Annotated in this window: 28 protein-coding genes and 1 other annotated feature; all 28 genes read right to left on the bottom strand. The window is 41.6% G+C overall.

Annotated elements, in window-relative coordinates; genetic code table 11:
- On the bottom strand, positions 1-86 hold an 86-nt coding region (locus JYB65_RS15020; protein WP_206583309.1), incomplete at its 3' end, for a GTP-binding protein.
- 78 nt (positions 87-164) lie between these two features.
- On the bottom strand, positions 165-2,228 hold the full coding sequence (gene fusA / locus JYB65_RS14600; RefSeq protein WP_206583435.1) for an elongation factor G: 2,064 nt from the start codon (positions 2,226-2,228) through the stop codon (positions 165-167).
- Between the two features lie 54 nt (positions 2,229-2,282).
- Positions 2,283-2,753, bottom strand: a complete 471-nt coding sequence (rpsG, locus tag JYB65_RS14595) for a 30S ribosomal protein S7 (protein WP_206583434.1) — start codon at positions 2,751-2,753, stop codon at positions 2,283-2,285.
- Between the two features lie 413 nt (positions 2,754-3,166).
- Complete coding sequence (rpsL, locus tag JYB65_RS14590) at positions 3,167-3,589, bottom strand: 30S ribosomal protein S12 (protein ID WP_206583433.1); 423 nt, start codon at positions 3,587-3,589, stop codon at positions 3,167-3,169.
- A 176-nt stretch (positions 3,590-3,765) separates the two neighbouring features.
- Complete coding sequence (rpoC, locus tag JYB65_RS14585; protein WP_206583432.1) at positions 3,766-7,419, bottom strand: DNA-directed RNA polymerase subunit beta'; 3,654 nt, start codon at positions 7,417-7,419, stop codon at positions 3,766-3,768.
- Between the two features lie 238 nt (positions 7,420-7,657).
- Positions 7,658-11,359 (bottom strand): DNA-directed RNA polymerase subunit beta, encoded by a 3,702-nt coding sequence (rpoB, locus tag JYB65_RS14580; protein ID WP_206583431.1) that lies wholly within the window; start codon positions 11,357-11,359, stop codon positions 7,658-7,660.
- A gap of 419 nt (positions 11,360-11,778) precedes the next feature.
- Complete coding sequence (gene rplL, locus JYB65_RS14575; protein WP_206583430.1) at positions 11,779-12,141, bottom strand: 50S ribosomal protein L7/L12; 363 nt, start codon at positions 12,139-12,141, stop codon at positions 11,779-11,781.
- Between the two features lie 73 nt (positions 12,142-12,214).
- Entirely contained in the window at positions 12,215-12,709 is a 495-nt protein-coding gene (gene rplJ / locus JYB65_RS14570; protein ID WP_206583429.1) for a 50S ribosomal protein L10, read from the bottom strand.
- Positions 12,710-12,814: 105 nt separating this feature from the next.
- Positions 12,815-12,959: a sequence feature (ribosomal protein L10 leader region), on the bottom strand.
- Positions 12,960-12,974: 15 nt separating this feature from the next.
- Positions 12,975-13,673 carry a 50S ribosomal protein L1 gene (gene rplA, locus JYB65_RS14565; RefSeq protein ID WP_206583428.1) on the bottom strand — a complete coding sequence of 233 codons (699 nt, stop codon included), beginning with the start codon at positions 13,671-13,673 and terminating at the stop codon, positions 12,975-12,977.
- A 153-nt stretch (positions 13,674-13,826) separates the two neighbouring features.
- The gene (gene rplK / locus JYB65_RS14560; RefSeq protein WP_206583427.1) at positions 13,827-14,252 is read right to left on the bottom strand and encodes a 50S ribosomal protein L11; all 426 of its coding nucleotides are present in this window, start codon (positions 14,250-14,252) and stop codon (positions 13,827-13,829) included.
- Between the two features lie 52 nt (positions 14,253-14,304).
- On the bottom strand, positions 14,305-14,859 hold the full coding sequence (gene nusG, locus JYB65_RS14555) for a transcription termination/antitermination protein NusG (protein WP_342366675.1): 555 nt from the start codon (positions 14,857-14,859) through the stop codon (positions 14,305-14,307).
- Between the two features lie 316 nt (positions 14,860-15,175).
- Positions 15,176-15,418 carry a preprotein translocase subunit SecE gene (gene secE, locus JYB65_RS14550; RefSeq protein WP_206583425.1) on the bottom strand — a complete coding sequence of 81 codons (243 nt, stop codon included), beginning with the start codon at positions 15,416-15,418 and terminating at the stop codon, positions 15,176-15,178.
- Between the two features lie 12 nt (positions 15,419-15,430).
- A complete protein-coding gene (gene rpmG / locus JYB65_RS14545; RefSeq protein ID WP_206583424.1) occupies positions 15,431-15,592 on the bottom strand; it encodes a 50S ribosomal protein L33 in 162 nt (53 codons plus the stop codon).
- Positions 15,593-15,837: 245 nt separating this feature from the next.
- Positions 15,838-16,356, bottom strand: a complete 519-nt coding sequence (locus tag JYB65_RS14540) for a PaaI family thioesterase (RefSeq protein WP_206583423.1) — start codon at positions 16,354-16,356, stop codon at positions 15,838-15,840.
- A gap of 166 nt (positions 16,357-16,522) precedes the next feature.
- Positions 16,523-17,731 (bottom strand): DHHW family protein, encoded by a 1,209-nt coding sequence (locus tag JYB65_RS14535; RefSeq protein ID WP_206583422.1) that lies wholly within the window; start codon positions 17,729-17,731, stop codon positions 16,523-16,525.
- A 248-nt stretch (positions 17,732-17,979) separates the two neighbouring features.
- Positions 17,980-18,279 (bottom strand): ethanolamine utilization microcompartment protein EutM, encoded by a 300-nt coding sequence (gene eutM, locus JYB65_RS14530; protein ID WP_206583421.1) that lies wholly within the window; start codon positions 18,277-18,279, stop codon positions 17,980-17,982.
- Positions 18,280-18,303: 24 nt separating this feature from the next.
- A complete protein-coding gene (locus JYB65_RS14525) occupies positions 18,304-18,951 on the bottom strand; it encodes a phosphate propanoyltransferase (RefSeq protein ID WP_206583420.1) in 648 nt (215 codons plus the stop codon).
- Positions 18,951-20,441: an acetaldehyde dehydrogenase (acetylating) gene (locus JYB65_RS14520; protein WP_206583419.1), complete on the bottom strand. Its 1,491-nt coding sequence runs from the start codon at positions 20,439-20,441 to the stop codon at positions 18,951-18,953. The genes JYB65_RS14525 and JYB65_RS14520 overlap by 1 nt, the downstream gene beginning before the upstream one ends.
- 44 nt (positions 20,442-20,485) lie before the next feature.
- Positions 20,486-21,121 carry a BMC domain-containing protein gene (locus JYB65_RS15170; RefSeq protein WP_206583418.1) on the bottom strand — a complete coding sequence of 212 codons (636 nt, stop codon included), beginning with the start codon at positions 21,119-21,121 and terminating at the stop codon, positions 20,486-20,488.
- Between the two features lie 13 nt (positions 21,122-21,134).
- Positions 21,135-21,806 carry a cupin domain-containing protein gene (locus tag JYB65_RS14510; RefSeq protein WP_206583417.1) on the bottom strand — a complete coding sequence of 224 codons (672 nt, stop codon included), beginning with the start codon at positions 21,804-21,806 and terminating at the stop codon, positions 21,135-21,137.
- Positions 21,807-21,879: 73 nt separating this feature from the next.
- On the bottom strand, positions 21,880-22,428 hold the full coding sequence (locus tag JYB65_RS14505; RefSeq protein ID WP_206583416.1) for a BMC domain-containing protein: 549 nt from the start codon (positions 22,426-22,428) through the stop codon (positions 21,880-21,882).
- Position 22,429: 1 nt separating this feature from the next.
- On the bottom strand, positions 22,430-23,758 hold the full coding sequence (locus JYB65_RS14500) for a 4Fe-4S dicluster domain-containing protein (RefSeq protein ID WP_206583415.1): 1,329 nt from the start codon (positions 23,756-23,758) through the stop codon (positions 22,430-22,432).
- Positions 23,759-23,774: 16 nt separating this feature from the next.
- Positions 23,775-24,041, bottom strand: coding sequence for a EutN/CcmL family microcompartment protein (locus JYB65_RS14495; protein ID WP_206583414.1), 267 nt, complete (start codon positions 24,039-24,041; stop codon positions 23,775-23,777).
- Positions 24,035-24,340 (bottom strand): BMC domain-containing protein, encoded by a 306-nt coding sequence (locus JYB65_RS14490; protein WP_206583413.1) that lies wholly within the window; start codon positions 24,338-24,340, stop codon positions 24,035-24,037. The genes JYB65_RS14495 and JYB65_RS14490 overlap by 7 nt, the downstream gene beginning before the upstream one ends.
- 15 nt (positions 24,341-24,355) lie before the next feature.
- Entirely contained in the window at positions 24,356-25,201 is an 846-nt protein-coding gene (gene eutJ, locus JYB65_RS14485; RefSeq protein ID WP_206583412.1) for an ethanolamine utilization protein EutJ, read from the bottom strand.
- The gene (locus tag JYB65_RS14480; RefSeq protein WP_206583411.1) at positions 25,183-25,884 is read right to left on the bottom strand and encodes an ethanolamine utilization protein; all 702 of its coding nucleotides are present in this window, start codon (positions 25,882-25,884) and stop codon (positions 25,183-25,185) included. Before JYB65_RS14480 ends, eutJ begins: the two co-directional genes overlap by 19 nt.
- 10 nt (positions 25,885-25,894) lie before the next feature.
- Positions 25,895-26,341: a EutP/PduV family microcompartment system protein gene (locus JYB65_RS14475; RefSeq protein WP_206583410.1), complete on the bottom strand. Its 447-nt coding sequence runs from the start codon at positions 26,339-26,341 to the stop codon at positions 25,895-25,897.
- Positions 26,338-26,691, bottom strand: coding sequence for a BMC domain-containing protein (locus JYB65_RS14470; protein WP_206583409.1), 354 nt, complete (start codon positions 26,689-26,691; stop codon positions 26,338-26,340). Before JYB65_RS14470 ends, JYB65_RS14475 begins: the two co-directional genes overlap by 4 nt.
- Positions 26,692-26,699: the final 8 nt, after the last annotated feature.

Genomic DNA, 26,699 nt, shown 5'->3' with positions numbered 1-26,699 from the left:
GTTAATGTTGTCTTACCATGGTCAACGTGACCGATTGTTCCGATATTTACGTGTGGCTTATTTCTTTCAAACTTTTGCTTTGCCATTTTTAAATCCTCCTTGCATATTAATATTTTGAATCGTACAAAATTGTCTGCGCAACTGTGAGCGCATTACAATTTTAATTACTTGTTGATTTTTTCAATTAAGCTATCCGGTAGTTTTTCGAAGTGGTCCATCTGCATTACATATACACCACGCCCCTGAGTTCTGGAACGTAGGTCTGTTGCATAACCGAACATTTCGGACAGAGGAACCATTCCTCTTACAGCAGCCGCACCTAAGTTGATCTCAGAACCTTCGATTCTACCTCTTCTTGAACTGATATCTCCGATTACATCTCCCATGTATTCTTCTGGGACTGTAACTTCAACCTTAAAGATCGGTTCAAGCAGTACAGGTTTTGCCTTCTTTGCAGCTTCCCTGAATGCCATGGATGCAGCAATCTTAAATGCCATTTCGTTGGAGTCCACTTCATGGTAGGAACCGTCGTACAATTCAACACCAACGTCAACTACCTGATACCCTGCGAGAGGACCATTCTGCATTGCTTCTTTGATTCCTTCTTCAATCTTAGGAATGTATTCTCTCGGAATAGCACCACCCACGATTGCGTTCTTGAATTCAAAGCCAGCGCCAGGTTCTCTTGGCGTAACACGAATCTTGACATGTCCGTACTGACCGCGGCCACCGGACTGTTTTGCGTACTTGTTATCCACATCAGCAGGTGCAGTAAGCGTTTCCTTATAGGAAACCTGCGGCTTACCAACATTCGCTTCTACCTTAAATTCTCGCAGAAGTCTGTCTACGATAATTTCCAGATGAAGCTCGCCCATACCGGCGATGATAGTCTGCCCTGTTTCAATGTTTGTATAAGTCTTGAACGTAGGATCTTCTTCAGCAAGCTTTGCCAAAGCGATACCCATTTTTTCCTGACCGGCCTTTGTCTTAGGCTCAATAGCAATTTCAATTACCGGATCCGGGAACTCCATGGATTCAAGAATGATCTCATGCTTTTCATCACAGATGGTATCTCCAGTAGTAGTGTCCTTAAAGCCTACTGCCGCAGCAATATCTCCAGAGTAAACTACTTCGATATCTTCTCTCTTATTTGCATGCATCTGAAGAATTCGTCCGATTCTTTCCTTCTTGCCCTTTGTGGAGTTGTATACATAGGAACCGGATGTGATGGTTCCGGAATATACTCTGAAGAATGCAAGCTTACCTACGAATGGGTCTGCCATAATCTTAAATGCTAAAGCAGAGAATGGCGCATTATCATCTGCAGGTCTTTCATCAACTTCTTCCGTTCCAGGAATAACACCCTTAATTGCAGGGATATCAACCGGGGATGGCATATAATCAATAACAGCGTCAAGCATCATCTGAACACCCTTGTTTCTGTAGGCGGAACCACAAGTTACAGGCACCATAGCACCTCCGATTGTAGCTCTTCTTATCGCTTTCTTGATTTCATCCGTCGTTATCTCTTCTCCCTCAAGGAACTTCATTGTTAATTCTTCGTCAGTCTCAGCAACGGCTTCCACAAGCTTTTCTTTCCACTCATCAGCCAAATCCTGAAGATCTTCCGGAATATCAACAATATCATATTCCTTTCCAAGGTCATCCTTATATATCTCTGCTTTCATTTCTACTAGGTCGATAATTCCAACAAAACTATCTTCCGCACCAATTGGTAACTGAATAGGCACTGCATTGGCCTTCAGTCTATCCTTAACCATTTGAACAACTCTATAGAAGTTAGCTCCCAAAATATCCATCTTGTTGACGAAAATCATTCTAGGAACTCCATACTTATCAGCCTGTCTCCATACTGTTTCTGACTGAGGTTCTACTCCGCCCTTTGCACAAAGTACTGTTACTGCTCCGTCAAGAACTCTTAGAGATCTTTCTACTTCAACCGTAAAGTCCACGTGTCCGGGTGTGTCGATTATGTTAATTCTATGATTTTTCCATTGTGCTGTAGTAGCAGCAGAGGTAATAGTGATGCCTCTTTCCTGTTCCTGTTCCATCCAGTCCATTGTTGCTGCACCGGCATGCACTTCACCAATCTTGTGAGTTTTACCTGTGTAGAACAAAATTCTTTCTGTCGTTGTGGTCTTACCCGCATCAATATGCGCCATAATACCGATGTTTCTTGTCTTCTCTAACGAAAACGCTCTAGGCATAGTATTTTCCTCCCTTCTACCTTATTTCAAGTTCATCAATACTCATTCAGTAAACTACCATCTGTAATGTGCGAAAGCCTTGTTTGCTTCTGCCATCTTATGAGTATCTTCTTTTTTCTTAACAGCTGCTCCAGTGTTATTGGATGCGTCCATCAATTCCTTTGCAAGTCTTTCATACATTGTCTTTTCGCCTCTGGCTCTTGTGTACTTTGTAAGCCATCTTAAGCCTAAAGTCTGACGTCTGTCTGTTCTTACTTCTACTGGAACCTGGTAGTTCGCACCACCCACTCTTCTAGCTCTTACTTCTACAACAGGCATGATATTATTCATTGCCTTTTCAAATACTTCAACCGGTGTTTCGCCAGTCTGCTTTTCGATCATTTCGAAAGCATCATAAACGATGGATTGCGCTACACCCTTCTTACCATCCAGCATAATGCTGTTGATAAGCTTTGCCACGGCAACACTTCCGTAAACCGGATCTGGAAGTACTTCTCTCTTTGGTACATTACCTTTTCTTGGCACTTCTCTTCCCTCCTTGCTTGATAATTTTCCGCTCTGCGGCGTTACTTTCAGTCGCTGCGATACGCACGTACTTTTGTACGTTCCGTTTCTCGTTTCCTCAGCGCCTTGCATGACGAAAAATTTTCTGCGCAACTGATTGTCGAATTTCAAATCAGCTGCTGACTAATCTTCGCTTTTTCGCATTCTGCTTGAGATACCTCAAACAGATTCTACACAGGAATTCCAATTTACACGAATTCAGCTGTGTAAATTTCCTTGCAAAAAGTTACTCTGCCGCTATCCAAAAGCGTAGATAGGACAGTTTTGCTTTGTCGGTACTCGACATTCCTTGGAATGCCGCGGCGCACTTGATATATGTTTAAAAATAATTACATACTATTAACATCTATATCGTGGCCTTTAAACTCCGATTACTATTTCTTTCCTGCTTTAGGTCTCTTTGCACCGTACTTAGAACGGGCTTGATGTCTGTTAGCTACGCCAGCAGTATCAAGAGTTCCTCTAACGATGTGGTATCTTACACCCGGAAGGTCTTTTACTCTTCCGCCTCTGATAAGCACTACACTATGTTCCTGTAGGTTGTGTCCGATACCAGGAATATATGCAGTTACTTCGATACCGTTTGTTAGACGTACTCTGGCTACCTTTCTAAGTGCTGAGTTAGGCTTCTTAGGGGTAACTGTCTTCACGGAAGTACAAACGCCTCTCTTCTGAGGAGCTGCAACATCTGTAGGAACTCTCTTAATGGAGTTTAAACCTTTTAACAATGCTGGAGCAGTTGACTTCTTAACTGCAGACTGTCTGCCGTCACGTACTAATTGGTTAATAGTAGGCATTATTTTCTCCTTTCCTTAAACACTTTAAACTTGTGCATCCCAGTATCCTTACCAAAATGCACAAGTTTATTCGTAAGATATATATTCACAGCCTAAATTCTTACAATTTTATGTCGAAATTTAAGCTCAGAATCGTAAAATAGTTTATCATAATCACAGATTAATTGTCAAGCAAATTATTCAAGGTCCTCTAATGCAACAATATCCGCGCCTACAAAGTCTGTCTCAATGACGGAACCCATGTCAGCCAGTTCTTCAAAGTCGTCTTCTTCGTCCTCATCTACATTCACGGAGAAGGATTCCATCAATTCGGTATTTACACCATAATCCAAATCGATTTCTTTGTATCTTCTCATTCCGGTTCCGGCAGGTATCAGCTTACCGATAATAACATTTTCCTTAAGGCCAAGCAATCTGTCGTTCTTGCCCTTAATTGCTGCATCGGTAAGGACTCTTGTCGTTTCCTGGAAGGAAGCCGCCGATAAGAAGGAGTTTGTAGCAAGGGAAGCCTTGGTGATTCCCAGAAGTACTCTCTTTCCGTTAGCAACCTGCCCGCCGTTTGCAACCGCTTCCGCATTCGATTCGTCGATTTCAAAGACACTGTACAGTCCGCCCGGAAGAAGATTCGTATCGCCCGGTTCTTCAATCTTGCACTTGGACAGCATCTGACTCACGATTACTTCAACGTGCTTATCATTGATGTCTACCCCCTGCTGCTTATATACTCTCTGCACTTCTTTTAGAAGATACTGGTATACGCCTTCCACACCATTTAATCTTAATATATCATGAGGATTTAAAGGACCCTTTGTAATGGAGCCGCCTGCTAAGACGTAATCGCCTTCCTTTACGTTTAATCGAGCACCGTAAGGAATGATATAGACTCTTTCCTCTTCGCCTCTGACCTTGACCTCAGTCTTATTATCTTTTCTCATTTCAATGGAAACAACCGTACCGTCTGCTTCGCAGATTTCAGCAAGGCCCTTTGGCTTTCTTGCTTCGAACAGTTCTTCGACTCTCGGAAGACCCTGGGTGATATCGCTACCTGCTACACCGCCGGTATGGAACGTTCTCATGGTCAGCTGTGTACCCGGTTCACCGATGGACTGAGCAGCTGTAATCCCAACAGCTTCACCGATATTAACGGCTTCACCGGTTGCCAAGTTTCTTCCGTAGCACTTTGCACAGATACCGGATTTGCTGTGGCAGGTCATAACGGATCTTATTGCTACCGCTTCGATGCCGCACGCTTCAATATGCTCAGATGCTATTTCAGAAATTTCTTCATTCTGCTCCACAATCAATTCGCCAGTGTTTGGGTCATAAATATCTGTTAAGGAAGTTCTTCCTACGATACGAAGCTTCAATGCTTCGATAACTTCTTTCCCATCGGTAAATGCTCTTACTTCGATACCTTCGTCGGTTCCGCAGTCTACTTCTCTTACGATCACGTTATGAGAAACGTCAACCAATCTTCTTGTCAAGTAACCGGAGTCGGCTGTTCGAAGAGCGGTATCGGCAAGACCTTTTCTGGCTCCGTTTGTTGAAATGAAGTATTCCAATACGGATAAGCCTTCACGGAAATTCGCCTTAATCGGAATTTCGATTGTTTTACCGGATGCGTTTGCCATCAGACCACGCATACCACCAACCTGCTTAATCTGGTTTTTACTACCTCTCGCACCGGAATGCGCCATGATAAAGAGGTTGTTCAAACTTCCAAGGGAATTCATCAACGCATCTGCAATATCGTCGGTCGTCTTATTCCAAATGCTGATAACCTTTTCGTATCTTTCTTGCTCAGATACAAGGCCTGCTCTATATGCTTTTTCATACTTTTCCACTTGTTTTTCTGATTCAGCCAAGATAGCAGGCTTTTCCTTCGGTATTTCCATATCGGAAATACTGATGGTAACGGCCCCTATTGTTGAATAGTGAAAACCCATATCTTTAATGTGGTCAAGTAAAATAGCTGTTGTTGTATTGCCATGTACTCGATAGCACTTATCAATAATCTGACCTAATTTTTTCTTATCACATAAGAAGTCGACTTCTAATGAATATCTGTCAACCTTTCTATCTACGTAGCCAAGATCCTGCGGTATATTCTCGTTGAAAATAAATCGGCCGACAGTGGATTCAACAAGCTTGCCTCTCTTATCGTTTTCATCAAGATATAACCTTACCTTTACCTTTGCATGAAGACCTACGACACCATTTTGGTATGCCATCAGCATTTCATCAAAGTTGGTGAAAACTTTACCATCGCCCTTTTCCGCTACAGTATTTCTTTCCTCAAGCCCAGGATGAGTTAAATAGTAACTTCCTAAAATCATATCCTGAGTAGGCGTTGTAATTGGAGCACCATCCTTAGGGGCAAGAATGTTGTTTACAGACAACATTAGAAATCTTGCTTCGGCCTGTGCTTCCACTGAAAGCGGTACGTGAACGGCCATCTGGTCTCCGTCAAAGTCGGCATTGAACGCTGTACACACAAGCGGGTGAAGCTTGATCGCCTTCCCTTCTACAAGTACCGGCTCAAACGCCTGAATACCTAGTCTATGAAGAGTCGGGGCACGGTTCAGCATAACCGGATGTTCCTTAATAACGCTTTCTAACACATCCCACACTTCAGGCCGGATTTTTTCAACCATCCGCTTTGCGCTCTTAATGTTGTGTGCATGCCCGTTCTGCACGAGTTTCTTCATGATGAACGGTTTAAATAGTTCCAATGCCATCTTCTTTGGAAGACCGCACTGATAGAATCTCAATTCTGGTCCTACTACGATTACAGAACGTCCGGAGTAGTCTACACGCTTACCAAGAAGGTTCTGTCTGAATCGGCCCTGCTTACCCTTTAACATATCGGATAAGGATTTTAACGGTCTGGAACCAGGTCCTGTAACAGGACGGCCTCTTCTGCCGTTATCAATCAGCGCGTCTACCGCTTCCTGAAGCATTCTCTTTTCATTTCTTACAATGATATCAGGTGCTCCCAGCTCTAATAGCCGCTTTAATCGATTGTTTCTGTTGATTACTCTTCTATATAAATCATTTAAATCAGAAGTCGCGAATCTTCCGCCATCCAATTGAACCATTGGTCTTAAATCCGGCGGAATAACAGGAATTACTTCCAGAATCATCCATTCCGGTTTATTATCGGAAAGCCGTAGTGCTTCGATAACTTCCAGCCTTCGAACAATTCGGATTTTCTTCTGACCGGATGCATCTTTTAACTTCTTTCTTAAATCGTCCGATAGTGCTACAAGGTCAATGTGAGTTAACAGTTCACGAACTGCTTCTGCACCCATGCCAGCCTTAAAGTCATTGCCGTACTTATCTCTAGCTTCTCGATACTGCTGTTCTGTCAAAATCTCTTTATAACCAAAGCTTGTGTTGCCTGGATCTGTGATGATATAGGCTGCAAAGTATAAAACTTTTTCCAAATTTCTTGGAGAAATATCCAATACTAAGCCGATTCTGCTCGGTATGCCTTTAAAGTACCAGATATGGGATACCGGAGCCGCAAGCTCAATATGGCCCATTCTTTCTCTTCTCACTTTAGCCTTCGTCACCTCAACGCCGCAACGGTCGCAGACGATGCCTTTATATCGAATTCTCTTATACTTACCGCAGTGACATTCCCAGTCTTTTGTCGGTCCGAAAATCTTTTCACAGAACAGACCTTCTTTTTCAGGCTTTAACGTTCTATAGTTGATGGTCTCCGGTTTTCTAACCTCACCGTGTGACCAGCCTAAAATCTTTTCGGTAGATGCTAAGCTAATTTTTAAAGCTTCAAAATTGTTTAATTCATAGTTATTTTCGCTCAAGGAGTGCCTCCCCCTTTCTTTATAATAGCCGTCCGGCTATCTCAACATAAATTAACGAATAGGTAGAGGAAATCACAAATTCAGAAAGTTGCCTTTTTGCCCCAAGCTTGCTTGGAATGGCAAAACGGACAGCAGCGTAAGCTGGAGTTCTGAAAGAACGTTGTGATTTCTGTGCATAAGTCCGCCATCAAATCACTTGGTGATTTGGGCAGGCTAGTATGAGTACCCAAAATTTATGTTATAACTCATCATTGATATCATCAATTTTATCTAAATCAATTTCTAAATCCTCATCGTCATCAAGAGATTCTTCCATATCTTCTTCTATAAATTCTTCTTCCCCAAATACATCGTCCGTATCCTCCAACTCCGTATCTAGGTCAATAATGTTTTCAAGGCTTGCAATCCCTTCAAATTCAGTAGATTCCTTAATCTCAATCTCCCTGTCGTCTTCCGTCAGTACCTTTACATCCAATGCCAAGCTCTGCATTTCCTTGATCAGAACCTTAAAGGATTCAGGAATACCTGGTTCCGGAATATTTTCACCCTTCACAATGGCTTCATACGTTTTTACACGGCCTACCACGTCATCGGACTTCACGGTAAGAATTTCCTGTAATGTATGCGCTGCGCCATAGGCTTCCAATGCCCATACTTCCATTTCTCCGAAACGCTGTCCTCCGAATTGAGCCTTACCGCCAAGAGGCTGCTGAGTTACTAAGGAATAAGGGCCGGTACTTCTTGCATGAATCTTATCATCAACCAGATGATGGAGCTTTAGCATATACATATAGCCCACTGTAACCGGATTATCAAAAGCCATGCCCGTTCTTCCGTCACGCAATATCAGTTTACCTGTTTCCGGATACCCGCACTCACCCAGTAGCTTAATGATATCTTTTTCATTAGCCCCGTCAAATACAGGCGTTGAAATATACCAATCTTTATATTTAGCAGCCAGGCCTAAGTGGACCTCAAGCACCTGTCCAACGTTCATACGGGAAGGTACGCCCAGCGGATTCAACATGACCTGAAGCGGTTCACCGTTTTCCATAAACGGCATATCTTCTTCCGGTAATATTCTCGAAATAACACCCTTATTTCCGTGTCGTCCGGCCATCTTATCGCCGACGCTGATTTTTCTCTTGGTGATGATATAGCAACGAACCAACTTGTTTACACCCGGAGGTAACTCGTCGCCGTTCTCTCTGGAGAAAATCTTAACATCCACAACAATACCGGTTTCGCCATGTGGCACCTTAAGGGAAGTATCTCGAACTTCTCTCGCTTTTTCTCCGAAGATAGCACGAAGAAGCCGTTCCTCCGCCGTAAGCTCCGTTTCACCCTTAGGGGTCACTTTACCTACCAAGATGTCGGAAGGGTTCACCTCCGCACCGATTCGGATAATACCATTTTCATCTAAATCTTTCAGCGCTTCCTCACTTACGTTTGGAATATCTCTTGTGATTTCTTCAGGCCCTAGTTTTGTATCTCGCGCTTCTGCTTCATATTCTTCAATATGAAGAGTTGTCAAACGATCTTCCATTACTAAACGTTCGTTTAGAATGATCGCATCTTCGTAGTTGTATCCTTCCCATGTCATGAATCCGATTAGTAAGTTTTTACCTAATGCGATTTCACCCTTATCTGTAGAAGGTCCGTCAGCGATGACTTCATCCTTTTCAATGTGTTCACCATGGATTACAATTGGCCGCTGATTAATACAAGTACTCTGGTTTGCACGTTTAAACTTCAATAAGGAATATTCATCCAAGCCGTTTCCGTCGTCTCTTCTAATCTTTATCTTTGTTGCATCAACATACTCTACTGTACCTGCATTTCTCGCAAGAATAACAACGCCGGAGTCTTTTGCTGCTTTATATTCCATACCTGTACCAACGTATGGTGCATCCGGAATAAGTAGAGGTACCGCCTGACGCTGCATGTTGGATCCCATTAGCGCACGGTTCGCGTCATCGTTCTCAAGGAACGGAATCATCGCCGTTGCCACGGATACGACCTGCTTAGGAGATACGTCCATGTAATCGATTAATTCTCTTGGTACGAGGTCAATTTCACCGCCGGCACCTCTGGAAGCAACTTTGTAGTTTACAAACTTACCTTCTGTGTCAAGAGGTTCATTGGCCTGTGCGATGATCAACATTTCTTCTTCATCTGCGGTCAAATATTCCACATAATCAAGTACCCTTCCCGTTGCTTTATCAACAGGCCGGTAAGGAGCTTCGATGAAACCGTATTCATTAATTTTTCCATAAGTCGTCAACGAACCGATCAATCCGATGTTCGGACCTTCCGGTGTTTCAATCGGACACATTCTTCCATAGTGAGAATGGTGTACATCTCGAACTTCAAAGCCGGCTCTTTCTCTGGATAAACCGCCAGGTCCCAGGGCAGACAACCTTCTCTTGTGCGTCAATTCAGCAAGAGGATTGGTCTGGTCCATAAACTGGGATAGCTGAGAACTTCCGAAAAACTCCTTAATGGCTGCGGTGACAGGCCGAATGTTCATCAGGGCCTGAGGTGTCGTTACCTCGATATCCTGAATCGTCATTCTTTCCTTTACCACTCTTTCCATACGGGCAAGACCGATTCTGAACTGATTCTGCAATAATTCGCCAACCGTTCGGAGTCTTCTGTTGCCTAAATGGTCGATATCATCCACACTGCCGATGTCATGATTCAAGTTCAGAATATAACTTACGGAGGCAATAATATCGTCTATAATAATATGCTTTGGTGACAGTTCGTGTTTTCTTGCGGCCAAAGCTTCTTTAATTTCTTCTTCTGTTGTAAATTCGTCAAGAATTTCCTTAAGTACTGGATAGTAAACTTTTTCTGGAAGCTTAAGGTCTTTTACGTTAAATTCTACATAGTTGCTTAATTCAACGAAGCGATTACCGATTACCTTCGTCACATGAGAATCATCGTTTTTAGCACGAGCATAAATTTCCTTTACGCCTGCATTTTCAATTGCAAATCCTTCTTCTCTTGTGATCTTATGGCCTTTTTCCACTAAAATTTCCCCGGTATTCGGGTCAATTACATCCTCTGCCGCGACGGCACCGATGATTCGGTTGGATAAGCCTAGCTTCTTATTATATTTATATCTTCCGACCTTTGCCAGATCATATCTCTTCGGATCAAAGAACAGTGCATCTAAAAATGATTTTGCGTTCTCCACCGTAGGAGGTTCTCCCGGTCTTAGTTTCTTATAAATTTCCTTCAGACCGTCTTCATAGTTATCCGTTGGGTCCTTGTCCAAAGATTTCCTGAGTCTCGGATCTTCACCAAAAATATCAACTATCTGTTGGTCTGTTCCAAACCCTAACGCTCTCAATAAGGTTGTGACAGGCTGTTTTCTTGTTCGGTCAACTCTTACTGAAATAATTTCGTTGGAGTCTGTTTCATATTCAAGCCAGGCTCCTCTGTTCGGGATAATAGTCGTTGAGAACAGTTTGTTGTTTGACTTGTCTACGGTCACGTCATAATAAGGTCCAGGGGATCGTACCAATTGGGTTACTACGACTCTTTCTGCACCATTGTATATAAATGTTCCCTTCTCAGTCATCAGAGGGAAGTCTCCCATGAATACTTCCTGCTCCTTAACTTCTCCGGTTTCCTTATTTACTAATCTAACTTTTACTTTGAGTGGAGCTGCATATGTTACATCTCGTTCTTTGCATTCCTCTTGATCATACTTCGGAGGATCATTTAGAGAGTAATCGATAAATTCTAATACTAAATTTCCTGCATAATCCTTAATGGGTGAGATGTCTTCAAAGACTTCATAAAGACCTTCCTTGATGAACCAGTCATAAGATTCAGTCTGAATTTCGATGAGATTCGGCATTTCTGCTACTTCATTGATTTTAGAGAAGCTCATGCGCTTTTTTCTACCTACTGTAACGGGTGTTGGCATATTCATCACTCCTTATATAATAAAAAAGTCACTACAATAACGAGGATTCGTTATTGCACATAAAACTCTAAGCTAGCTTTTTTAAAACCACGTCCTAACAACGAGGCTAGAAAAAACCACTGCCATGACAGCCATCTGTCATGAAGCGCGATAAGTCTTAGACTTCTATGAGATACACGAAAGATCGCTTAATATGCTTTAGCAATATTTCCTATATTGTAAACAAATAACATTGTATGGCAGTCTATTATGATATCACAATTAGCACAACGAGTCAAGAATAATTTTCTATTTTTTTCAATAAAATTCAAACAATGTTAAATTAGAAAAAAGACGGCGAAGTTCGCCGTCTTAAATTGCATTTTTCGACACCAATTTTCGATCCATTTCTACAATTGGTGAAAAGAATATTTTCGCAACTATTTAACTTCTACAGCTGCTCCAACTTCTTCTAGCTGAGTCTTAATAGCCTCTGCTTCAGCCTTTTCGATGCCTTCCTTAACGTTTGAAGGAGCTCCATCTACTAATTCTTTAGCTTCCTTTAGACCTAGTCCAGTAAGTTCTCTTACAACCTTGATAACCTTGATCTTTTCAGCACCAGCAGCTGTAAGAACTACTGTAAATTCAGTTTGTTCTTCAACTTCTACAGCTGCCGCTGCACCTGCAACTGCCACTGGAGCTGCAGCTGATACGCCGAACTCTTCTTCACATGCTTTTACTAATTCATTTAATTCTAAAACTGTCATCGCTTTGATAGCTTCGATAATTTGATCCTTATTCATTTTCATTCTCCTTTATAATTTATACTTTCATCTAATTTAAAGTGATATAATTTTTTGCTCCATCCGGCCAAGCTTATTCAGCTTTTGCATCTGCGATAGCCTGGAATGTACGTACAGCCTTGGATACAGGGGACTGAATACTTCCCATGAACTTCGCAATAAGTTCTTCTCTTGAAGGAAGTGAAGCGACTGCCTGAATTCCATCTGCATTAAATAAAGTGCCTTCTACTACGCCAGCCTTAAACGCCATCTTCTTGTAGTCTTTGATGATTCCGTTTAAAAGTCTAGCCGGAGCTACTGCATCTTCGTAACCGAACGCTAATGCACTTGGTCCCTCCAATACTTCAGCAAGACCTTCATACTTTGTGCCTTCAATTGCTCTCTTTACAAGAGTATTCTTATAAACAGTGTAATCTACATTTGCATCACGAAGCTTTTTTCTCATCGAATCCGCTTCTGCAACGGTGATACCGATATAGTCAACGACAACTGCAGACTGCGCCTTTTCCAGCTTTCCTTTTATCTCGTCAATGATTAATTGTTTTTCTTTCTGTGCTTCTATTGACATGCTTTTCTCCTTTCCTTGCTGCCTAGTGCAGCAATTATTAGCGATGTCGGAAACATCTGTCGATGCTCCCAGCTCTTTCGAGCCATCTCGCGAAATGGTACATGGTACTCCATAAAAAAATCCTTGCCAATCATAGACCGACAAGGACAATATATTTATATTGTACCTCGGCGGGAAATTAAGCAGTGCCTGAATGTAACATTCTTGCACCTGGTGCACCCGCTGTCTACGGTGTAATTTACAATTTTATTTTCTGTTCTTCAAATTAGTTTGAAAGCTTCATTGGATTAAGCTTTATTCCAGGCCCCATTGTGGAAGTAACCGTTACACTTCTTAAATACTGGCCCTTTGCTGCTGCCGGCTTAGCCTTGATAACAGCTTCGATTAACGCATTGAAATTTTCTTCTAACTTTTGTGCTCCGAAAGAAGCCTTTCCGATTGGTGTATGGATAATATTTGTCTTGTCAAGACGGTATTCAACTTTACCAGCCTTGATATCTTCAAGAGCTCTGGCAATATCCATTGTTACTGTTCCTGACTTAGGGTTTGGCATTAAGCCCTTAGGCCCTAGCACCTTACCTAGTCTACCAACAACACCCATCATGTCCGGAGTTGCAACTACTACATCAAAGTCAAACCAGTTTTCAGTCTGAATCTTCTGCGCTAGTTCTTCCGCTCCAACATAGTCTGCTCCTGCAGCTTCAGCTTCCTGAGCTTTTGGTCCTTTAGCAAATACTAAAACTTTCTTTGTCTTACCGGTTCCGTGCGGAAGTACGATAGCACCTCTAACCTGCTGGTCAGCGTGTCTTCCGTCTACACCAAGCTTAATGTGAATTTCCACTGTTTCATCAAACTTAGCGGTAGCAGTTTTTACTGCTAAATCCATTGCTTCACCAGTTTCATATAAATTTGTTTTGTCAACAAGCTGTGCTGACTCTCTGTATTTCTTTCCTCTTTTAGGCATATTATCCTCCTTGTGGTAGTAACGACCTTACTCCGTATATTATTCTCCCCGCTGCGTTGCTTTCCTTTGCGGCACAAGGCCACCTTTACTTGTCAACATACAAGCAGAATAAATTCTGAGTCCCCAACTTTCTGTCGAGCGGCCTCCCAACTTTTAACCTTCAATTACAATTCCCATGCTTCTTGCAGTACCCTTAATCATTGATGCTGCTGTATCAAGATTTGCTGCATTTAAGTCTGGCATTTTTATTTTTGCTATTTCTCTAACCTGTTCTTCCGTTAAAGTAGCAACCTTTTTCTTATTTGGTTCTCCGGATGCTGCAGTTAAACCAGCTGCCTTTTTTAGCAGTACTGCTGCAGGAGGAGTCTTTGTAATAAATGTAAATGATCTGTCTGCATATACAGTAATCACAACTGGGATAATCATTCCAGGCTGATCCTGCGTTCTAGCATTGAACTGCTTACAGAAATCCATGATATTTACACCCTTCTGACCTAAAGCCGGACCTACTGGAGGTGCTGGAGTAGCATTACCTGCTGCGATCTGAAGTTTAATAAGTGCTTCAACTTTCTTTGCCATTTTGTCGTCTCCTTTCTTTCTTGCTCTTTAAATATTCATTTAAATTGCAAGGTTATATTTTATCTACTTGTCCGAATTCCAACTCTACCGGTGTATCTCTTCCGAACATGGAAATCTTTACCTTCAAGGTTTGTTTATCCATGTTTACTTCTTCTACGAGACCCATAAAGCTTTCAAACGGTCCATTGATAACCTTTATATTGTCGCCTACTTCCACGTCAATGTCGACGTATACCTTTTCAATTCCCATTCTTCTTACTTCTTCATTTGATAAAGGAATAGGCTCTGAGCCATGTCCAACGAAACCTGTAACACCCTGCGTATTTCTTACCAGATACCAAGACTCATTCGTTACAATCATTTTCACTAAAACGTAACCCGGGAAAATCTTTCTTGTCTTAACCTTACGCTGTCCATTTTTAATTTCAACAACATCTTCTGTAGGCACAACAATATCAAGAACGAGGTCTTGCATTCCTCTATTCTCAACTATTTTTTCAATATTTACTTTTACCTTGTTCTCATGCCCAGAATAAGTATGAACGACATACCACTTTGCAGGACTATCTGCATTCCCGGAATATCCGGTGTTTTCATCGTATGCAATCACAGAACTGGAAGAAGTTTCTATAGGAGTCTCTGTATCCTGAACTTCTGCTGCTTCTGATTTTTCAATACTTTCTAGTTCACTTTTATTTAGGTCTAAGTTATTTTCAAAATCTGACATCTTCTACCTCATCATAACATATCCGAATTCCATCGCTATAAGCATGTTGCCGGAATATGTTTCAATAAACTCTACCTTATGACATTCTACCCAGCATTTTAATGCTGCCGACAGAATTTAGGCTAGAAAATCATGAAGCTTTGATTCATAGATTTTCATCGTCCACTATACTGATTATAACCATCCGAAGAGTTTATTATAAAGAAATGCCTAAAATTGCCTTAAGCGCTGTTAACACACCCATATCAATTAACCAGAATCCTACTGCAAAGAATGCGCAAGTAATAAGCACAATAGCGGTATATGATCCAAGCTCTTTTTTTGTAGGCCATACTACCTTTTTGATTTCAAGTCTAATTCCTTTGAAATAGTCTTTAATGCTCATTCTCTCCTTTTTAGGAGCAGCTACGGGCTTTTTCTTAGCTTTTTCGTTATCCATATTACTCACTCCTTATTTTGTTTCCTTATGAAGAGTGTGCTTTTTACAGAATCTGCAATACTTATCCAATTCGATACGATCCGGATCGTTTTTCTTATTCTTCATAGTATTGTAGTTTCTCTGCTTGCACTCTGTACATGCTAATGTAACTTTCACTCTAGCTCCTGCTGCCATCGACTCCACCTCCTATATATTGTGCATTCAATGTAAATTCAGAGCACTCTTTCAGGCTCCGTATTTTTTCTTATATTTTGTAACGTAACCGAGCATATTTCCACATAATATACACGATTATAACATACTAAATATCATAAAGTCGCTTGTTAATGATATCACCCGAGTTTGTCTATGTCAAGTATTTTTAATTGAATGGCTATTTTTATGTACAACCTGTCTACAGTAAGAAAGTCTTACTTAAATTATCTCTTGATTTCCGGCAGGTCTATTTCTTTCGGATCGGCTTCTTCCTCCAGCAAATACCATTCCTTTTCCACAAAATCCCCTTCGGCGATTTTATCCACCGGCATTTTCATATATTTACCGGATGCTTCCACCGCAACACTCCCATCAGGAAGCAGCAGTTCTCCTGTTCCTTCAAATATCTTTCTGCTGTTTCGGGTCACTCTGGCCACCGCTGTCAAATTGGTTTCTGTGGGTACAGGTTTTTTATATTTAAGATTTAATTCCACCGTAACCCCCCAGCAGTCTGGTTCGTCAATGCACATGGCTCTGCCGATCAGCTCGTCTAATATAGCCGCCGCCATTCCTCCGTGGGTTCTTCCCGGATAACTTTGGTGCCAATCTTCGGTTCTGAAATTGCAAGCCAACTCACCATTTTCCAGTTCGTAAAAGCGGCTGTTTAAACTAAACTTATTATCCGTTCCGCAAACGATACATCTTGAACTGTTATTTTGTTTTCTTGTTACTTTATATCTCATTGCTCCACCTCAACTGATTTGTGAAACTTTCATTGCATTTTAAAATCTGCGGGTATATAGAGCCCGCAGATTTGATTTCATCTCTATTTTATTCTGCAAATCGCTGATAGTCAATAGATTCTTTGCAGGTCTTTGCAGATTTAAATAGAAGGTTTCGTCATTTTCCTTACATTTTTGATAAAAATACAAAATTTCTGTCATTCGTATACTGAACAATATTATATAGGATCAATAAGTCCGTTATATTTTCTTCCTTTATAAGCTTTGCCGGATTTTGTTTATAATATCTCATATCTACCGCAACAATCGTCTCAAAATCCTTCGTCAAAAAAGGAATAAAGCAATGGGCATAGGAATCTTTTATAACCAGAATTTTCTTTCCATTTTTTATGCCGGTATGAATCGTTGTTAATGCATTGTTCCCGCTTAAGAAATACGAATATTTATCTTTTTTATTCAAATACTGTTCATCGTACAATCCTTGCAAATTTCTCGTTTTTCCCTGTAGAGTAACTTGCATGGAGCAAGCATTATTTTCATCCTTATAATCAAAGCGCTCCATTGAATCCGGAATAAGGCCTGCGGACACTGCCTTTGAATAGCTTGTACCGTAAAAAGCGCCAGAAACTGTTTTAACGCGAAATTCGTTTAGCTGAGGAGGTTTTGTTCCAAGATGTTGTTGCCATGCCTTATACGCATAATACGCGCCCAACGTCGTCCAATGATGATCGGTTCGGTAGTAAACATACGTCTCTCTCTGCTCCTTTAAATCGGGCAGCACATTCACATAAGCTCTTAATTCGTTTTCTTTATCGGTGCTCAGAGGCTCATAAGAGATTCCCTGTAACCCCTTCTCCACTTGTTTCAACGCTTCTGCCTGGTCGAAAACCGGTGCATGGGCAGGCAATTTATCGTCCAGCACTGCTGTCGATGTAGGCGCAATCAAGACAGAAATTTTCAATGCAGGATTTTCGTTTCTCGCTAGTTCCAAAAAACTGTTCGTATATTGAATATTTTTAGCCAGCTGCACATCGTCTTCCGTCTCAATGGAAAAAAGATAGCCATCTTTACCGTAATATACACTTCCATTATCTTTCTTCCCGGAAGCGATATCCACATTGTTTTTAAATTCCGTCCAAGCGTCCCTTCCAACCATTTGATCGGAAACATAATTTTCGAAAGCCTTCATATAGCTGCCATCTACTATTCCGTTAATCGTCAAATGAGGCAGCGGCTGTAACGGACGATTTTCATTTTCAGAGACGCGTTTATCTGGAATCAGAATGCATAAAATCAGTATTAAAACTAAAATCAGCACAAAAACGATTGTAGTAATTCGGTTATTTATATTTTCTAGATTATATTTGTCTCCCATATTCTTGCCCTATCTCCTGATTTGAGTTTGTCTTTAAGCCTCTCTATTCTACCATAGTTGCAGGATAATGCGTCAAAAAAATATTTCCCATTTATTTGATTTTCATCCAACTCACTTCCCATGTAAAGTGATAGGGCTGTCTCGAAAGAGACAGCCCTATTGAGGAGTAGTTATTATGTTAAGTTTGGTATAAGGAGAACATTCAGAACTCAACAGATTTCTTCATGTTCTTGTAAGTAAGCAATAAGTTATTTTACGTCAGCTTTAGCTTCTTTTGAAGCAGGTAGAATGCTTTCTACTTCCGCATGTGGTCTTGGAATTACGTGTACGGAAATTAATTCTCCAACACGCTGTGCAGCAGCTGCACCAGCATCTGTAGCAGCCTTTACAGCTCCTACGTCTCCTCTTACCATTACTGTTACCAGTCCGCCGCCAACGTGTTCTTTACCAACTAGGTAAACGTTTGCAGCCTTTACCATGGCATCTGCTGCTTCGATAGATCCAACTAAACCCTTTGTTTCAATCATTCCTAATGCATCGTATTTCATTTTTAAATCCTCCTAAAATAATCTTTATTTTATAATTGTTATTTTTGACATTGAATTAATGCTCATTGCATTTCCTTCTTCGGTATCAATATGACACTCTAGGGCGGAAGCATCGTTTGCTCTTATCGCAACGTTGCTGTAAATACCTCCGCGCGAGCCTTCAAACTGTATGCAGACAATCTGTCCGTCATGTACGCCGAAGTGCTGTGCATCTTGCGGGGTCATGTGAATGTGTCTTTGTGCCACAATCAAGCCCTCTTTTGTCTGCACCGATCCTCTTGGACCGATGATCGTAATGCCAGGCGTTCCGACTAAATCGCCGGATAACTTTGCCACGGCTTTCGCTCCCATCTTGATGCAATCTCCTGTCAGCACTTCAACTTGCGTTTTGCTTCTGACAGGTCCTAAAATTCGAACCTTTTCAATCGCGCCTTTTGGTCCGCAGATCGTTACTGTTTCTTTACACGCATACTGTCCCGGCTGTGACAAATCTTTCATCTTTGTCATCTGGTAGCCTTCTCCGAACAATGTATCTAAATCAGCTTGGGAAAGATGAACGTGTCTGTTTGAGATTCCTACTTGAATTTCATTGGAATCGTCCTTCTTTTCTGCCGGTGCAGCGGACTGGACAGCTTCTAGTAAAAGCTTTAAGATCGCTTCACAATTATCCATTAGTTAGCCCCCTTCATAGCAGCTACAATATGATTTACTAGATCCATTAGATCTGCTTGATTCAGGCCTTGTTCTACAGGTGCAGTACATCCACCAGATAAGTTGTAGTTGAATGTTGGATCAGCAGAAGCTAATGTTGTGCAATCCTTTAATCCGTAGGCAACTCTCTTGATGTTGATTAGGTGCATTGGTGTTACGTTTTCGGATACTGAGCTTCCGCCCCATGTTCCGCATCCTAGTGTGAAGGAAGGCATTAAGCCAGTGCTTGCGCCTACTCCACCCATTGCGCTTCCTGTGTTTACAAGAATTCTGGATGCTGGCTTTGCTGCAAACTTCATCACCATTTCTCTGTCTTCTGTATGCAAGCTCATGGTATGTCCGATACCGTTCTGTAATAATTTAATGCTTAGATCGCATGCTTCATGCCAATCTTTTGCTGTGTAGAATGCTAATACTGTTGTTAACTTTTCGAAGGATAATGGATATCCATCACCTACTCCGCCCTGTTCTCCAACAAGTACCTTTGTTCCTTCCGGAACACTGAATCCTGCTGCTTCAGCAATTACAGTTGCAGCTCTTCCTACAAACTTTGCATTCATGTTGTGGCCATTCTTAAATAATAGCTTACAAACCTTTGCTGTTTCGTCAGCTGTCATGAAATATCCGCCTTGCTTTCTTAGCTCTGCGATTACTTCGTCTCTGTTGCATTCTTCACAGATTATGGACTGTTCGGATGCACAGATTGTACCGTTGTCAAATGTCTTACTTGCAATGATATTCTGGATAGCCTGATGAACGTTTGCAGTCTTTTCGATATATGCAGGTGAGTTTCCAGCTCCTACGCCTAGTGCCGGCTTTCCTGCACTGTACGCTGCCTTAACCATTCCTGGTCCACCTGTTGCTATAATTATAGCGACTTCTTTGCACTTCATCAACTCATTTGTTGCACCAATTGTTGGCATTGAGCTGCATCCGATAATATTTTCAGGTGCCCCTGCTGCTACTGCTGCATCAGCCATAAGTTGTGCTGCCTTCTGTGTGCATTTTGCTGCGGAAGGATGTGGTGAGAACACGATTGCATTTCTTGACTTTATTGCAATCATTGCCTTGAATATTGCTGTTGATGTTGGGTTTGTGGATGGGACAATTCCCATTACTAGTCCAACCGGTTCTGCAATTTCAATTACTCTCTGAGCTACATCTTCTTGAATCACACCAATAGTTTTCATGTTTTTAATAGCATCGTATAGAATAACGGAAGCCATATGGTTTTTGTAAATCTTATCTTCTACTTTACCAAAGCCTGTTTCCTCTACTGCCATCTGTGCCAAACAAACCGCATTTTCTTGTGCTACCTTTACCATATTGCGCAGAATTCTATCAATCTGTTCTTCTGTGTATGTTGCTATTTTTTCTGTGGCAATCTTTCCAAGGCGTGCAAGATCTCTTGCTTCTTGTACGGAACGTAAATCATAATCAAAGTTTTCCATCTTGTGATTCCTCCTTTCTCTTTTTAAAGATTATTGTCTTGCTGTCATGAATGAATCTGATAGTATTTCTTGAATTCTTCCATTAGTAAATTTCTATCTGCATTAGAAATTGCTCTACCGGTAATACCGAAGTCACCATATTCTCTTGCTAAAGCTCTTAGCTTCGTCACTTTCAAACTTTCTAATACTTTCAACACTTGGTCAAAGTCCCCATTTTTTACGAAAGCGTCCATTTCGTCTTTCAGCAACTCTTGATTGCTAAAGGCCTCACCTTCTGCCTCTTCTGTTTTTAGTTCTTCAGGCAATTCTTCCTCGTCGCTTATCGTTTCTGTTTCATCCTGAATACTTATTTCTTCGGTAACACGGTCTTCTACGTCGACTTCCATTTCTATCGTGTCTGAAGAAATTTCTGATTCCCGAACAATCATCTTACCCACATCTTCATGAGGTCTTGGAATCACATGTACAGAAATCACTTCGCCTACTCTCGCTGCTGCAGAAGATCCTGCATCGGTGGCTGCTTTTACTGCACCCACATCCCCTTCAATAATAATGGTAACCAGACCGCCTTTTACAAAAACTCGATCCACTAACCCTACGTTTGCTGCCTTGAGCATCGCATCCGCTGCTTCAATGGCTGCTATCAGTCCTTTGGTTTCAATAAATCCAAATGCCTGCATTTAAAACCACCTCCTATCGTTGAATGGTTGATTCATTGGTAGCATAAAATGCCTTCATCTGCTCTTTAGAACTTAAAGTCACCTTAGCACCCTTCGGAAAGAATACCGTATCGCCTTGCTGGGCTGTATAAGTTGTTTGATCAACCGCTACCGTTAGCGCTCCTTCAATGAGGTAAACCGTTTCTTCGCGGGGCCATTCTAAATCCAATGTGCTACCGCTTTCCATCGTTATAAAGCCGGCCATCATGGCGCTTTTATCGTTCTGGTTGATAAACTCTTGACAAAACACATTTCCAGATGTATTTCCGATTTCTAGAGGCTTATATTTTACCGTATTCCCTCTCACTATTTTTAATCCGGAAGGAGCTCGTTCTGCTTCATAGACTTCGTTGTTGAGCATTGCTTCAAATGCGCTGTTTAACAAGCCCTTGCCTACTAAACTTTTTAATAATGAATAAATCAATTCAGCTTGATCGCTATGCTCTACAGCCTTTGTTATAGCAGGTGATGTGATAACAGGACTTTCACAAACCGGTGTTGCTTGGGACCTTGAAAAGGTAATCCCATATTTTTTAGCCGAGTCCTTGGCAGCTGGAGTAATAAGAGCATTTTCTTCAACGACAATAGAGGTCTGCCCCATTTGAAACGCAACTTCTACTTCTTTTGAACAAATCAGCTGTTTCATTAAATAACTCCTTTACTTATCCCTGTTATGATTCAGTAACTATTTTTGATTTACCAATAAGGATAAACTGGTTTTAGAACAAAGATGCTACAAGCACTTCGGAAGGTGAAGGAATCACTTCGGCATTTACCAGTAATCCTTTTGCTTCTGCAATATTTGTTCCTGCTTGTACACCTGTTTCAACTGCAGCTACATCTCCTGTGAAGGTGAAGGTTGCTTTGCCGCCTAGTCCATTTCCTAATCTTAGTTCAATCGGTTGTAATTCAGCTGCCTTTAGTATGGCATCTGCTGCTATTACCATGGTGGATAATGAAAAGGATTCCATTATTCCTAACGCTTGAACTCTATCCGGCATCGTTGAGCCTGTAATTGCTGGGAATACCTGCGGGCTTACATTTGGGATGATTATAGAATCTACCCAAAACTCTCCTGCTTCTCTTTCCCCTACTCTTACTGAATCTTCTACGGATGCTACATCGCCATATACTATCGCTATGTATTTGCCAGGACATACGGAGCTTGCGGTTGCGATTTCTACTTCTGAAATCTTCACCATCTGATCTGCTGCATAAATACCACGTGCAATACTCGTAAATTCTACCATTCCTATTGCGTTCGCCATATTAAGCCCTCCTTATTGCAATATAATCATTTCCGCTTTCCACTACGGTTCCGGAAATGCTTGCATGTATCCCAGCTCCTAGGCTGTTTTCCGGAATTTTTCCTATAAGCTCTCCCTGCTGTACCTTTTGTCCTACGGTTACGATGGATTCTGCAGGTGCTCCCACATGCTGCCTTGTTGAAATAGTCACCACTTCTGGATTCATTTCCACTTCTGTCATCGGTGCTGGCTTATCAAAATCATGTAATCCTAACCTTGCGATTAATCGCTTGCTTGGTACTAAGCGGTAGCTTCGTGCCCCTCTTGCTTCAAAGGTTTCCTTCGTTCTCTGATACTTTAGTCCCTGTTCCATCATTTTTCCCTTGAAGTAAACGTTTGCTGATTTCGGATACAGATTGATCGGACATGAGAACAGTTCGCATAGGTTACACTGACAGCATAGCTGCGCTGTGGTCTGCCCTTCTGCACTTCCTGATTGATATTGCATTGCTCTCATCATCTTATGTGGCTGCATGTCATGACCTATTAGATATCTAGGACATAAGTCTGTACACATACGGCACTGTTCACAAGTTGCTCTGTTTATTCTCTTTGTTTGTTCTGGGGTTGCGGACTTCTTACGAATCAGTGGATGCTGTTTCTTTAAGATTACAAATCCCTTGTTTTTCTTCGTAATATATCCGTCTAAATTGCTCATTACAGGTCCCATCATCGGACCGCCATCGATTACGGTATAGTTTGTAAAGTTCTCAATACCGCTCAGCTTTAGCACATCCATTATTGGTGTTCCTACCGGTACCTTTAGGGTTAATCGGTTTGGTACATCTCCTGCAATGGTTAAGTACGTTTCTGTTACCGGTTTTCCTTGGGTCGCTTTGTAGATGTTTAACGCCGTTTCCGAGTTTACTACTACGCAGCCTACCTGAATTGGAATTCCTGTCTCTGGCACTACTCTGCCTGTTAGTTCATATACTAGAACTTGTTCATCTCCCGCTGGATAGATATCTGGAAGGTCTTTCACTTCTACAAAATCTCCTACGTTTAATGCTTCAATTCTTTCTCTCATAATCGCAATCACTTTTTTATGCTTTCCCTTAATTCCAATGATTGCTTTTTTAGCTTCTACAAACCTTCCGGCTAGTTCAAAGCCTTTTATGATTTCGTCCGGAACCATCTCCATCAGCTGTTGGTCCACTCGCAGAAGTGGTTCACATTCAGCTCCGTTCATGAGGATGTATTCTGCTTTTGACGCAAGTTTTGCGTGGGTGGGAAAGCCAGCACCTCCTGCGCCTATTATTCCGGCATCTTTTACCTGTTCAAGAAGACTCATCATTCCACCTCTCATTCTATTCAAAATCGCAGTCGTCGTCGATGATCCCTATTACTACTGCATCTACCGGTATGGAATCGTCGCCTAACATTTTTCGAGCGGATGAGCCCTGGGTGATAATTACTCTGTCTCCGATTCCCGCACTGATTGTATCTACAACGATGATTCTTTGTCCATCGCTGCTTCCGCCACCGATTAGCTCAGCCTGCATAAACTTCAATCCGTTTAGTGAATCAGCTTTCCTTGTTGCCCAAATATTATCAATCAGTCTTGCTGTTAACATAACTTTTTTCCTTCTTCCAGTTTGCGTTTGATTTCCTGAATAGCTGATTCGACAGAAGATGTGTCTCCAAAGATGGCAATCATAATCATATTCTGCGGACAGCTCCCTCGAACGTCTTCTACTGTGACGCCCACTGCTTTCTCAGCAATATCAGCAGCACATATCATTTCAATCATTCTCCCTTGTACAAGGCCTACGGCATCTGCGCCATCCATAGCTGATACAGCACTTGCTTTCATCCGTTGCTTCAGAATATCTAGCGTCCCTGCAGAAGGTGATTTTATAATTCTAAATTCCATCTTTGCACCTTTCTTTTACCTCAACCGTTCCTGCGTACAATTAAGCGCGATACCCAGTGGCGTAACAAACATCGGATTCCTCGGTTTATAGGTGGTGATGCCAGTCTGTTTTTCTACAATTTCTTCAATACCTGTTAAGCAGCAGGTTCCTCCTACTAATGCGATTTCCTGCACATCATATCCTTTGATATGCTGATTAACGATAGAAGCTACCTTTTCAACCACTGGTTTGAGAATTGGCAGAAGCTCTTTATGATTTTGTTCATTCCGTTTATATTCATCTGCTTCTTTGAAGTTCATGCCATACGCCCCGGAAATGACTAGCGAAAAATGAGTACCGCCTGTTGGCTCGTCTGCCACATAAATCACTTTACCATCCTTAAAAATGGAGATTCCGGTTGTTCCTCCGCCAACGTCTACTACCGCACCGTTTTGCATCTTAAGCACAGCATTTGCAGCTGTAGACTCATCTAGCAAATTGGTCATTTCGAACCCTGCTGCCTGTACGACATTTTTAACAGCTCCGCCATCCACACTTTCGGTTCCCGGTGGAATTGCTGCAGCGGCATAAATCAATTCTGTATTCAGTTTTTCTTCAAGATCTTGTTTCATTTTCCTAACAATATTAATTGCCCCGATATAGTCCACAACCATTCCGTCACGCACTACATCTGCATATTGATAGGCTCCTGCCACAGGTTTGAAGTTTTCATCTAATACCGCCACAACCACACATGCTGTTCCAAGGTCAACTCCTGTATAATATACAGAAGATTTACTTCTAATGGGGTTTTCCACAACGTGCTCAAACTGGCTGACAAAGTTATCACAATCTTCTAAGGTTATCGGTTTCTCTGACATTCTTTTCCTCCAACAATGCTGCAAATCATCTGGGATAGGCAGTTGATCACTTGATTTACTTGGCAAATGATTTCCTCGCATCTCAGATGCTCCTTATCATTTCCTTCGTAAACTTCTCTCACAATGGGTTCCACTTCCCGGATCGCACATCGGAGGTGATGTAATTTCAAAATTTCTCTGCCTTTTTCAAGTCTCATGTGAAGTTCCGTGATATCAAAGCAATCCTCTATATCGTTGTTACAGTTATCAAAGCAAATACCGCTGCATTCCTTGTGGAAAATTTGTTCAGCTTTGCCTTTTGATTGAATCTCCTGCCCGATGGTTGAAAATTGTTTGCCTAGCTTTAAGATATCCTGTGCTAAAAATACATCCCTTTCAATGGTTTCCTCACTGATTAATAGGAATAAACTGTCGATGGATTTCAACCTATTGATTAATTTCTTCATTTTCCAGCGGTTTCTGTCCGTTGACTTTGGGACCTCTTTTATCTGTCTAGAAGCCTCTTGGTCTCTAGCAACCACTGTTTTATCCGTTGAAATCCCTACCCCATATAAGTCTATTCCTCGATCGGTTAGAAATTGTCTTGCACCAGGGGTCAGCCTTGTTTCCGGTATTAATTCATAGTTGGTAAAAGGTTCTTTTTTGTAAATGTCCCGTAATTCTTCTTCGGTAATAAACTTCATTTGTGCCCCCTTACTCATAATGGTTTTTAAATAGAACTTTCTGCAAAGGCTCAAGACCAATTCCATTTGGAATACTTATTTTAAAATAAGGTTCCGGCACGCCCATCCGATTTAGCTGTTTGATACATACCTCTTCATTTTCCGGTTTCAAATCACATTTACTGATAATCCCCACCACAGGGCAATGAAAGATTTTAGCTAAACCCGGAGAGTATACTTCAATTGGTCTTGATTGATCCACTAGAATCAAAACATGGGATGCATCTTGTGCTGCAGCAATAACATGTTTGTACATCCACGCGTTTTCAATATAGGATGCAGGTACATCTATCGTTTTCGGACCATATATCATATCCGGTGTTTTCCGAAGGGGTCCTTTAAAGTTATTTAATGCATTCACCAAGGTCGTCTTTCCACAATTGGTGGGACCCATCACCATTACACGTTTTCGTCTCATGTTCGCGTAATCGGTGCTGTCATAAAGGCCAGCATATTTTTCAATGTATCTACTACAGCCTCTAGTGCTGTTTCAACACTTTGAACGTCGCCGACAATGACGACAGATCCGGTAAACCGATCTAAAAATCCGATTTCAACCTGAGCAGTTTTTGTTGCAATATCTGCGGCTATGATGGCCGTCTCATATGGGGATAGGGTTAATATACCAATCGCACCTTTATCGTCAATTCCCAAACGTTCATAAATATCGGGCGTAGGAGAGGCAATCACATGGGCAATAGTAACCTGTTTGCCAGGCACCGACTCTTCGATCACACGTTGTATTCCGTTTGTAGCAATTTCTCCCATATAGATGT

Source organism: Clostridium aminobutyricum (assembly GCF_017255415.1).
GTDB lineage: Bacteria > Bacillota > Clostridia > Peptostreptococcales > Anaerovoracaceae > Aminipila > Aminipila aminobutyrica.
Note: the sequence above shows the minus strand (reverse complement) of the source record. Positions and strands in the feature narration are given on the sequence as shown.